Here is an 11571-nt window from a genome sequence, read left to right on the forward strand (position 1 = left end):
AAGCATGAATAAGAGTTTAAAATTATCGGTTTTTGTTTTTGTAATACTTTTTATGTTTTCATGTAATGATGCAAAAAAAGAGAGTAAGGAAGAACCGGTTAAAGAAGAACAAGTTGTGAATGCAAAAGAGATATTAGGAAATCCAGATTATTTAGCGATTTCTTACGGTGGTTATAGACAAAAGGATAGAAATATTCAACCAACAATTCCAGAGCTTAAGGAAGATATGAAAATCTTAAGCGCAATGGGTGTAAAAGTGCTGAGAACCTATAATGTGCACTTTGACCAAGCGGCAAATCTTTTAAAAGCAATAGATGAATTAAAAGTTGAAGATTCTGAATTTGAGATGTATGTAATGCTCGGTATTTGGATTGATTGTAAAAGCGCATTCAATTGGGAAAACGGAGAACCAGACCATAATCAAGAAAGTGAACGAAATCCGGTTGAAGTTAAAACCGCAGTTGCATTAGCAAAACAATATCCAGACATCGTTAAAATTCTTGCCGTAGGAAATGAGGCAATGGTAAGATGGGCAACATCTTATTATGTACAACCATGGATAGTTTTAAAATGGGTGAATCATCTTCAAGAGTTAAAACAAAAAGGAGAGTTACCTCAAGATTTATGGATTACTAGCTCAGACGATTATGTGTCTTGGGGAGGTGGCGATGCAAGTTATCATACAGAAGATTTAGAGAAGTTAGCGAATGCTGTAGATTATGTTTCTATGCATACGTATGCTTATCACAATTCACATTATAATCCAGAATTCTGGAAAGTTCCTGAAAGTGAAGAAAGCTTAACTGATAAAGAAAAAATTGATGCAGCCATGGTGCGTGCATTAGATTTTACCAAAATGCAATATGATTCAGTTTCAAATTACATGAAAAGTATTGGTGTTGATAAACCTATTCACATTGGTGAGACTGGTTGGGCATCAATTTCTGGAGGTCATTATGGTAAAAATGGCTCTAGAGCTACAGACGAATATAAACAAGGATTGTATTATAAACATATTCGTAATTGGACGAACGAAAAAAATATCTCAGTTTTTTATTTTGAAGCGTTTGATGAACAATGGAAAGACGCAGAGCATGAACTAGGTTCCGAAAATCATTTTGGTTTAATTAACTTAAAAAGTGAAGCCAAATATCCATTATGGAATTTAGTAGATGATGGCACATTTAATGGTTTAACCAGAGATGGAAAACCAATTACTAAAACTTATAATGGGAATTTAGAAGAATTAATGAAAGATGTATTAGTGCCAAACACAGATTATCCAAGAGATTAATAATGAGAAAAATAGTAGTCATAGCCATAAGTTTTATTGTTTTTTTATCGTGTAAAAATGAATCTGAAAAAGCTACTGCTTCAGTTAATCCTGAAGTACAAGTAAGTGATGTTGTATCTGTTTCTGGGAGACAATTAATGGTAAATGATGAATCTTATTTAATTAAAGGTATCTGCTATCATCCAGTTCCAAAAGGAGCGTCTACTAAAAGAGATTTTGGGACTTTGATACAAGATTTAAAACTCATGGTCGAGGCCGGAATTAATACCATTAGAGTGTATTCGCCAATTGAAGAAGAACAAGTTTTAGATGAGATAAATAAAGCAGGCTTAAAAGTAATTATTGGCTTTGGTTACAATCAAGGTGGTAAAAATGATATTGTTTCAGGTTCATTTGTTGATTATGTCAATAAATACAAAAACCATAATGCTATTTTAATGTGGGAATTAGGTAACGAATATAACTATCATCCAGAATGGTTTGATGGTGATATAAAAAACTGGTACACTGCAATGAATGATGCTGCAGCATTAATTCATAAAGACGACCCTGCTCACCCTGTCACTACAGCACATGGCGATTTGCCAAAAGAATTAGCGCGTTCTATGAGTCCGAATATTGATGTTTGGGGAATGAACGTGTACCGTTCAGTTAGACCAGAAACTATTTTTAAAGAGTGGAAAGAAGTCAGTGATAAACCAATGTATTTATCAGAAACGGGAGCTGACAGCTACATGCAAATTGCTAAAGATGGCTATGCACAAGGTGTAAATGAATTAGCGCAAGCGGATGCTACAGATATTATTTTAAAGGCAACTTTTAAAGGTCAAGATATTTGTTCTGGAGTCACGTTATTTCAATTTACAGATGGTTGGTGGAAAGCCGGAAACAATAACGTCCAAGATACAGGTGGAACTGCACCAAATAGTACAGGTGTCCCTTTTGATGGTAGCCCAAATGAAGAGTTTTGGGGTATTGTAGATATTGATAGAAATAAGAAAAAAGTATATGATGTTGTTAAAGACATTTATACTAATGTAAATAAAACAACTAATTAAAAAACACATGAAAACGATAAGATATAGCATATTAGCACTCTTAATTTTTACTGTAATGAGTTGTAATTCTGAAAAAAAAGAAAGTAAAAACTTAAATGTTGAGGTTTATGAAACTTCAGAAAGCGGGAATAAACTCACTAGAATTACCGAGTTTTCTAAAGTAGATTCTTCAGCGGTTATAAAATTATTACCAGAGCAAAAATTTCAAACTATAACAGGTTTTGGTGGTTCGTTTACGGAATCTTCAGCTTATTTATTAAACAAGTTGAGTAAAAGGAATCGCGATACTATTCTTCAAGCTTATTTTGCTGAAGATGGTGCACGTTATTCATTAACAAGGACTCATATTGCGTCTTGTGATTTTTCATTAAATAATTATACTTACGCACCAGAGGCAGATGATATGGAATTGAAAAGCTTCAATATTGAAGAGGACCGTGATGATTTAATTCCTATGATAAAAGATGCTCAGGCTATTTCTCAAGATGGATTTAAAATTATTTCTTCACCTTGGTCTTCACCACCATGGATGAAAGATAACAAAGCCTATGTTGGAGGAAAATTGTTACCTAAATACTACGATGTATTCGCATTATATTTTTCAAAATATTTAGAAGCTTATAAAGCCGAAGGGATTGATATTTGGGGACTGACGCCTGTTAATGAACCACACGGAAATGGAAATAATTGGGAAAGTATGCACTTTTCACCAGAAGAGGAAACTGATTTTGTGCAAAACCATTTAGGTCCTAAGTTAGAAGCGGACGGTTTTGGCAAAGTGAATATTCTAGGTTATGACCAAAATAGAGCAGGCTTAAATGAGTGGGTGGATGCAATGTTTAAGGATGAAGCATCTTCAAAGTATTTTGCAGGTACAGCAATTCATTGGTACGAAAGTACATTTGATTACTTACCAGAAGCATTGCAATATGCACATAATAAAGCACCAAACAAATATCTTATTGAAACTGAAGGTTGTGTAGATTCTGAAATCCCGAAATGGGAAGATGATGCATGGTATTGGAAAAAAGAAGCTACAGATTGGGGTTGGGATTGGGCTTCGCCAGAAGACAAACACTTACACCCAAAATATGCACCAGTAAATCGTTATGCCAGAGATATCATTGGTTGCCTTAACAATTGGGTAGATGGTTGGGTAGATTGGAACATGGTTTTAGATAAACAAGGTGGTCCAAATTGGTTCGAAAATTGGTGTGTTGCACCAGTCATTGTAGACCCAGTAGCTGATGAGGTGTACTTCACACCATTGTATTACACTATGGCTCATTTTAGTAAATACATAAGACCAGGAGCAGAAGTTATTGGTGTAGAAAATGCCGATGCCGATTTAATGGTGACTGCAGCTAAAAATCCAGATGGTTCAATTGCTGTTGTATTATTCAACGAAGGTAAAATGTCTAAAGACTTTACGTTAATGCTTGGTGAAGAAACGGTAAAAGTAAAGATTAATCAACAAGCTATTCAAACGATTTTAATTCCAACTAAAACTAAATAATATGTCCACATTAGCCAATAAAGTTCCGTTAGGTCAAAAAGTTGCATTTGGATTGGGTATGCTCGCTAATCAAATGTTTCCGGCTGTTATTGGTATTTTTATTGTGGTATTGGTTAAAGATTTAGGTTTTCCAGGTTGGATGTGGGGCGTTATTTCTCTCGTTCCAAGACTTTTTGATGCCATTACAGACCCAATTATGGGTTATATCTCAGATAATACTAAATCGCGTTGGGGAAGACGTAGACAATATGTTTTTATCGGAGCCGTATTAATGGGTGTTGCCTTTGTAATTATGTGGCAGCTCTTTAGAGAAAATTCACTAGACTATAACTTTTGGTATTTCTTATTGTGGTCGTTTGTGTTTTATTTAGGCTTAACGATTTTTAGCGTGCCGTACGTAGCAATGGGTTATGAAATGAGTGATGATTTTCATGAGCGTACAAGCATCATGGCAGTCGCACAATGGATTGGTCAATGGGCTTGGGTAATTGCACCTTGGTTTTGGGTTATTATGTACGATCCAGAATGGTATCCTACTGCTGATGTTGCAGTACGAGAATTGGCCATTTGGGTCGGAATTATATTTGCAATTTGCGCTATGGTACCAGCCATATTTATAAAAAGTAAATCCACAGTTAATGAAGATTATTCACCATTAACCTTGAAGAATATTGGTGGTAGTTTAAAAGAAATTGGAAATAATTTTGTGGAGGCATTCAAATCAGTGCCATTTAAAAAACTTTGTTTTGCTACATTTTTTGTTTTTAATGCTTTTAATACGGTTGCGAGTTTCACATTTTTTATTATCGTCTATTATCTTTTTAATGGCGATGCTGCAGCTGCAGGTATTTGGCCAACGTTATTTGGGAGTGTTGGTGCTCTAGTGACTACATTTCTTGTAATTCCTATAGTCGCTAAAATGTCGAAAGTTCTAGGAAAGAAAAAAGCATTTATGGTATCACAAGGTATTTCAGTGATAGGTTATATTATGTTGTGGTTCTTATTTATTCCTGGAAAACCTTATATGTTTTTATTCGCATTGCCTTTCTTTTCTTTTGGAATAGGTGGCTTGTTTACTCTTATGATGTCTATGACGGCAGATGTAATCGATTTAGATGAATTAAAAACAGGGAAACGACGCGAAGGTGTTTTTGGTGCGATTTACTGGTGGATGGTAAAATTTGGTTTCGGAATTGCAGGTGGATTAAGTGGAGCAATTTTGTCAATTATTGGGTTTGATTCTGCTATAGACGTGCAAACCGAAGGCGCTATTACTGGACTAAGATTATTTTTTACCGGATTTCCAATATTAGGAACTCTTGCTGCCATGTATATAATGCGTAACTATGATTTAACAGAAGAACGCTCTAATGAAATTAGGGCAGAATTAGATAGTCGTAAACCTGTAGAATAGTTAAGGTATCACAAGAAAACACTGAATTATGTCTATTAGAGAAGAGAAATTTTTTGCGTTAGGGTCTACAGAATGCGCTCATAAAGATATAAATGAGTTAAAAACTTTATATAAAGAATATTTATCTCGAGGTACTCATGGACTTTGTTTTAGTCCTTATATGGATGGGCAAGAACCTGGTGATGAACTTTGCGAAGCTCAAATAAGAAGACGAATCGAAATCATAAAACCTTATACAAAATGGATTCGTTCATTCTCTTGTACGGAAGGTAATGAGCTAATTCCAAAAATAGCTAAAGAGTATGGCTTAAAAACATTAGTTGGTGCATGGTTAGGTGATGATAAGGAAATTAATAAAAGTGAAATTGCTGGACTCATAGAATTAGCAAATCAAGGCTATGTAGATATTGCCGCTGTAGGTAACGAAGTGATGTATCGTGGTGATTTAACAGAAGAAGAATTGATTCAGCATATTTATAATGTAAAACAATCAATTAAAAATGTTCCGGTTGGGTATGTAGATGCGTACTACGAGTTTGCTGACCGTCCTAATATCACGGAAGCCTGTGATGTTGTTTTAGCAAATTGTTATCCGTTTTGGGAAGGCTGCGACCAAGATTATGCTTTATTATATATGAAAGATATGTATAATAGAGCCTTAAAAGCAGGTCAAGGAAAAAAAGTAATTATTACAGAAACAGGTTGGCCAAATAAAGGTTCTAATCTATATGGTGCTTTTCCTTCAGAAGAAAATGCTATAAAGTATTTTATCAATTCCCAACAATGGTCTAAAGAGGAAGATATAGATATGTTCTACTTTTCATCTTTTGATGAATCTTGGAAGGTTGGTCCGGAAGGCGATGTTGGTGCTTCTTGGGGAATTTGGGATAAAAATGAAACGCTCAAATTTTAAATTACTCTAATCAATTTAAGTAAAAATCTGAGATGTTTTTAAAGCGCCTCCACTTCATTATATATTAAAAGGCGTCAAAATTGGTAACTATAAATCTAACAGTTAGTTATGCGTCTTTAATTCTGTCAAAACACGACCTATACATTACCACAACATTTCGTTATTTAGTAGATTTTTATAGGGTAACAGTAATTTTAAATGTCTTGTAATCCCTTTATTTTTATGGGCTAATTGAATAATGTCGTTTTAAATTAAAAAAATCAACTGTTGTATGGTTTAGGTATTGTACTATTTGTAAATATATCAATTTATTGACGGTATATTTATCAGAACAGCAGTATTGAATTGTGATTTTTATAAATACTGCAATTTTTTAATAAATATTAACTAAACTATAAAACGATGAAAAAAATTACATTATTTCTAATCCTTATGGCAATGTCATTTGGGTATTCACAAACATTACCACTCGATTTTGAATCAGCCACTACATGGATAGATTTTGATGGTGGTGCTGTTACTACCATTGCAAATCCACAAAGTAATGGAGATAACGGTTCTGCAAATGTTGGTCAAATGGTAAAAAGTGTTGGTCAAGTTTGGGGAGGTAGTGCCTTAGTAATGAGTTCTACTATGGATTTTACAGCGAATAATACGTTTTCTATGAAAGCTTATTCAATAAAAGCAGGAACTAAAGTATTAATGAAGGTGGAAAACTCTACAGATGCTGGAATTAATTATGAAAAAGAAGTCACTATGGCAACAACAAATGCATGGGAGACTTTAGTTTTTGATTATTCAGCCATACCAGCAAATACTTATGACAAAATTGTTATAATATTTGATTTAGGTACAATGGGAGATGGTACAGCAGATTTTACTTATTATTTTGATGATATTACATTATATGATAATGGAGGTGGAACAGGATCTGCAGGGTCTTTACCTTTAGATTTTGAAACTGCTACCACTTGGGTAGATTTTGATGGCGGTGAAGTTACCACAATCGCTAATCCACAAAGTAATGGAGATAACAATTCTGCTAGTGTTGGTCAAATGATAAAAAATGCTGGACAAGTTTGGGGAGGAAGTTCAATTGCATTAAGTTCTGCTATGGATTTTACAGCGAATAATACGTTTTCTATGAAAGCTTATTCAATTAAAGCTGGAACTAAGGTTTTAATGAAAGTAGAAAACTCTGGAGACGCAGGAATCAGTTATGAAAAAGAAGTCACCATGACAACTACAAATACATGGGAGACTTTAGTATTTGATTACTCAGGTATACCTGCTAACACTTATGATAAAATTGTAGTGATTTTTGATTTAGGAACTATGGGAGACGGAACAGCAAATTTCACGTACTACTTTGATGATGTTACTCTATATAATGATGGAGGAGCTGGTTCTGCTTTAGCATTACCATTCGATTTTGAAACAGAACCAAACACAACAGATTTTGTTGACTTTGATGGTGGAGCAGCATCAGTGATTGCTAATCCACAATCGGTAGCACCCAACACAAGCGCCAATGTAGCACAGATAATAAGAGATGGTGGACAAATTTGGGGAGGAAGTAAAGTAACTTTAGGAAATAACCTTGATTTCTCTACACTTGGAGGTATTTCTATGAAAGTATTTACTACAGCGCCAATTGGTACAACTGTTAAATTAAAATTAGAAGGAACTGGAGAAACTGAAGTAGATCAATTAACAACAGTTTCTGGAGCTTGGGAAACCTTAACTTGGGATTTTACAGGTCAACCTGCTAACTTTAATACTTTAGTATTTATGTTTGATTTTGGTAATTTAGGAGATGGTACTGCGACTTCCACATTTCTTTTTGATGATGTAGAGCAAATAGATGTAACAGGTGGATTGGATCAAATAGATCATCCAGTAGATTTTGAAGGAGCAACTACAAACTATGCAGTAACAGATTTTGGAGGAAATGCATCTACTTTAATTGTAGATCCAACAGACTCTGGTAATATGGTAATTCAAACAGTTAAAACCACAGGAGCTGCAACATGGGCAGGAACTACTATTGGAACGGCTACAGGGTTTGCTACAAATCTTCCGTTTTCAGGAACGGCCTCTAAAATGTACGTGAGTGTATGGTCTCCAGATGCAAACATTCCAGTTCGTTTAAAAGTTGAAGACGCAAATGACGTAACGCATACTTGCGAAACAGAGGCTATGACTAGTGTTTCAATGGGCTGGGAAACATTAGAATTTGATTTTAACAATCAAGCAACAGGAACGGAGTCACTAAGTGTTGGTTTAGCTAACGGTTGGGTTTACAATAAGGCATCTATTTTCTTTAATTTTGGAACTGAGGGAGCTACAGCAGGTGAAAAAATATATTATTTTGATAATGTATCTTTTGGAACTTCATTAGGAATTATTGATACTGAATTATCAGAATTTAAGGTATATCCTAATCCTACAAATTCAATTTGGAATGTAAAAACAAACAATCAAAATATTACTTCTGTTGGAGTATATGATATATTAGGCAAGCAAGTTCTTTTATTAAAAGCAAATGCAACAGAAGTTGCAATTGATGCTACAGAATTAGTAAATGGAATTTATTTAGTTAAGATTTTATCTACTAAAGGCTCTAAAACGCTTAAATTAGTTAAAAACTAATTTTTATATTCATTAATAGCAATTTAAAAGAGCGTATCAACTACGCTCTTTTTTTTTATTTAGAAATCATTCAATATCTTTATAAGATTAACTAAATAAAACAATAATTATGAAAAAAATTACTTTTTTAATTTCAATGCTATTAATTAGCATTATTTCTGTTGCACAAAGTAATATCACATTTAGTGTTGATATGGCTGGTGAAACTTTTACACAGGCTTATGTCAGTGGAAGTATAAATGGATGGAGTGGAGATGCCAATCCATTGACCAACACAACAGGTACAATATGGGAAGCTACATTACCAATAATGGATGGTGAGTATGAGTATAAATTTACTTATGATAATTGGGCAGGACAGGATACTTTTACTCAAGGGGATGTCTGTACAATTACAAATTATGGTAACACAAACAGACGCTTAGTTGTAGCGGGTTCTGATATGGTGTTGCCAACAGCTATGTTTAGTCAATGTGCAGAATCAAATGACGGTACTGATGGACCTTTTGTTATTACTATGTCTGTAGATATGAGTGCGTATTCAGGTACATTAGGAACAGTATACGTTAATGGTGAAAACTTTAATGATCAAGGTTTTGGTGCTTGGTGTGGATCTTGTGGAAATGAAATGACTGATATGGGTAATGGAATTTGGGAAAAAACATTAACATTAGAGGAATATGCGTATCAGTTTAAATTTACTGTAGATGGATGGGTTGATCAAGAAACTTTTGCTCCTGGAGATGCTCAAACATCAACAGACGGGACATTCACCAACAGATATATCAAGGTTGATGGTAATAAAACTATAAATTTTGTTTGGAATGCGCCTCAGCAAACATTAAGTACTCGTAATTTTGAAACGGCTAAGTTTAAAGTGTTTCCTAATCCAACATTAAACACATGGAATATTCAAGCAAATAACCAAGTGAAAAAGGTTGTGGTAGTAGATATTTTAGGAAAGCAAGTGGTAAGTTTAAAGCCAAATACAACGGATATTGCAATCAATGCATCACAGTTAAAAGATGGTATATATTTAGCAAAAATAACAACCAATGTTGGTACAAAAACTATTAAACTAATCAAAAATTAGTTTATATAATTTCTTAATACAATTAAAGAGCGTATATTTTACGCTCTTTTTTACTTTAAATTTAATATTATAAAAATGACAACACTTAAAGAATTAGCGGCCTTATTAAATATCTCTGTTTCTACGGTTTCAAAGGCTTTAAACGATAGTCATGAAATTAGTGAAAATACGAGAATCCGTGTTAAGGAATTGGCGACTAAACTAAACTACAAGCCAAATAGAATTGCCCAACAGCTCAAAACAAATAAGTCTAAAACGATAGGAGTAATTCTTCCAACGGTTACAAATCCTTTTTTTGCTGAGGTATTACATGGTATTGAAATGGCTGCAACAGATAGTGACTATGATATAATTGTTTGTTTGTCTAATGAAACCTTACATAAGGAAAAACGAAGTTTAGAATTGTTGTCTAATGGAAGTGTTGATGGTTTTATTATGGCTGTGGCTAGAGAGAGTCAAGTTAAAAAAGAAACCGATCATATTAACGCAATCATAAAAAGTAAACTACCTGTTTTAATGTTTGATCGTGTGGTTAGTGATATTGAATGTAATAAAGTGATTGTAGATGATTTTCAATGTGTTTATGAAGCAACTGAGTATTTGATTTTAAAAGAAAAGCGTAAAAATATTCTGTTGGTAAGTAATATCGAAGAATTAAGTGTTGGTAAATTAAGAATAGAAGGGTATTCAAAAGCCTTAGAAGATCATAATTTAAAACCTGTAATATTAAAACTAGATAACGCTAAAGATGAGGATGTGGAGAATAAAATTTACAATTACTTAAAAAGTAATACATCCATTGATGCTATTCTTTCTATAGATCACGTAACAGGTATTGTTGCTATTAATATGGCTAAAAAATTAGGAAAGGTTATACCTAAAGATTTATCTGTTGTAGGTTTTGGCTATGAGCACACACAATTACTATCGAGTCCTAAAATTTCAATTATTCATCAGAAAGCACATAAAATAGGTGAAATGTCTACCATGCTGTTAATAGATAATATTAAGGACGAATCCCTTAGGTCTAAAACTATTGTTGTGCCAAGTGAACTTAAATTAAGTGGGTCTACACAAACTAAATTCTAAAATTAAAGCATAAAAAAAAGCCTGATTTTCATCAGACTTTAATACTTTTATAAAAGTAAGATATTACATACCTTTAACTTTGTCAGCAGCTTTATTTACTGCATCACTTCCTGCTTTTTTAGCATCATCTACAGCAGTTTTACCTGCTTCTTTTGCTCCATCTACTGCATTTTTAGCAGCATCTTTTGCGCTATCAACTGCATTACCTGCAGCATCTTTAGCACTGTCTACTGCGTTTCCAGCAGCATCCTTAGCGTCATCTACTGCATTACCAGCAGCATCTACTGCATCACCAGCAGCGTTTTCAACAGCGTCACCAGCTTCTTCTAAAGCATCACCAGCATTATCAACTGCATCTTCAACAGCATCACCAGCATCTTCTAATGCGTCACCTGTAGCATCAGCTGCGTTTTCTAAAGCATCTCCAGCTTTATCTGCAGTTTCTCTACAAGATGTAAATGACAATCCTAATACAGCAACAAGTGCTAAACTTAATACAACTTTTTTCATTTTAATAGTTTTAGTGTTAATTATAGTTAATG

9 protein-coding genes are annotated in these 11571 nt (G+C 33.9%); 8 read left to right on the top strand and 1 reads right to left on the bottom strand.

Annotated features, from left to right (window positions below; all coding sequences use genetic code 11):
* The first annotated feature begins 4 nt into the window (after window positions 1-4).
* The 8 genes from DFQ10_RS12970 (at window position 5) to DFQ10_RS13005 (ending at window position 11029) form a co-directional block, all read left to right on the top strand.
* Complete coding sequence (locus DFQ10_RS12970) at window positions 5-1294, top strand: glycosyl hydrolase family 17 protein (protein ID WP_115817862.1); 1290 nt, start codon at window positions 5-7, stop codon at window positions 1292-1294.
* A 2-nt stretch (window positions 1295-1296) separates the two neighbouring features.
* The gene (locus DFQ10_RS12975) at window positions 1297-2352 is read left to right on the top strand and encodes a glycoside hydrolase family 2 TIM barrel-domain containing protein (protein WP_115817863.1); all 1056 of its coding nucleotides are present in this window, start codon (window positions 1297-1299) and stop codon (window positions 2350-2352) included.
* 7 nt (window positions 2353-2359) lie between these two features.
* Entirely contained in the window at window positions 2360-3868 is a 1509-nt protein-coding gene (locus DFQ10_RS12980; protein ID WP_115817864.1) for a glycoside hydrolase family 30 protein, read from the top strand.
* A 1-nt stretch (window position 3869) separates the two neighbouring features.
* Window positions 3870-5282, top strand: coding sequence for an MFS transporter (locus DFQ10_RS12985; RefSeq protein ID WP_115817865.1), 1413 nt, complete (start codon window positions 3870-3872; stop codon window positions 5280-5282).
* A 28-nt stretch (window positions 5283-5310) separates the two neighbouring features.
* Window positions 5311-6195 carry a glycoside hydrolase family 17 protein gene (locus tag DFQ10_RS12990; protein WP_115817866.1) on the top strand — a complete coding sequence of 295 codons (885 nt, stop codon included), beginning with the start codon at window positions 5311-5313 and terminating at the stop codon, window positions 6193-6195.
* A 402-nt stretch (window positions 6196-6597) separates the two neighbouring features.
* Window positions 6598-8847 (top strand): T9SS type A sorting domain-containing protein, encoded by a 2250-nt coding sequence (locus tag DFQ10_RS12995; protein ID WP_115817867.1) that lies wholly within the window; start codon window positions 6598-6600, stop codon window positions 8845-8847.
* A gap of 109 nt (window positions 8848-8956) precedes the next feature.
* Window positions 8957-9940 (top strand): T9SS type A sorting domain-containing protein, encoded by a 984-nt coding sequence (locus tag DFQ10_RS13000; protein WP_115817868.1) that lies wholly within the window; start codon window positions 8957-8959, stop codon window positions 9938-9940.
* 75 nt (window positions 9941-10015) lie between these two features.
* On the top strand, window positions 10016-11029 hold the full coding sequence (locus tag DFQ10_RS13005; protein ID WP_115817869.1) for a LacI family DNA-binding transcriptional regulator: 1014 nt from the start codon (window positions 10016-10018) through the stop codon (window positions 11027-11029).
* Window positions 11030-11092: 63 nt separating this feature from the next.
* Here DFQ10_RS13005 and DFQ10_RS13010 read toward each other — a convergent pair whose 3' ends face one another.
* A complete protein-coding gene (locus tag DFQ10_RS13010; RefSeq protein WP_115817870.1) occupies window positions 11093-11539 on the bottom strand; it encodes a hypothetical protein in 447 nt (148 codons plus the stop codon).
* Between the last annotated feature and the right edge of the window lie 32 nt (window positions 11540-11571).

The organism is Winogradskyella eximia (genome assembly GCF_003386165.1).
GTDB lineage: Bacteria > Bacteroidota > Bacteroidia > Flavobacteriales > Flavobacteriaceae > Winogradskyella > Winogradskyella eximia.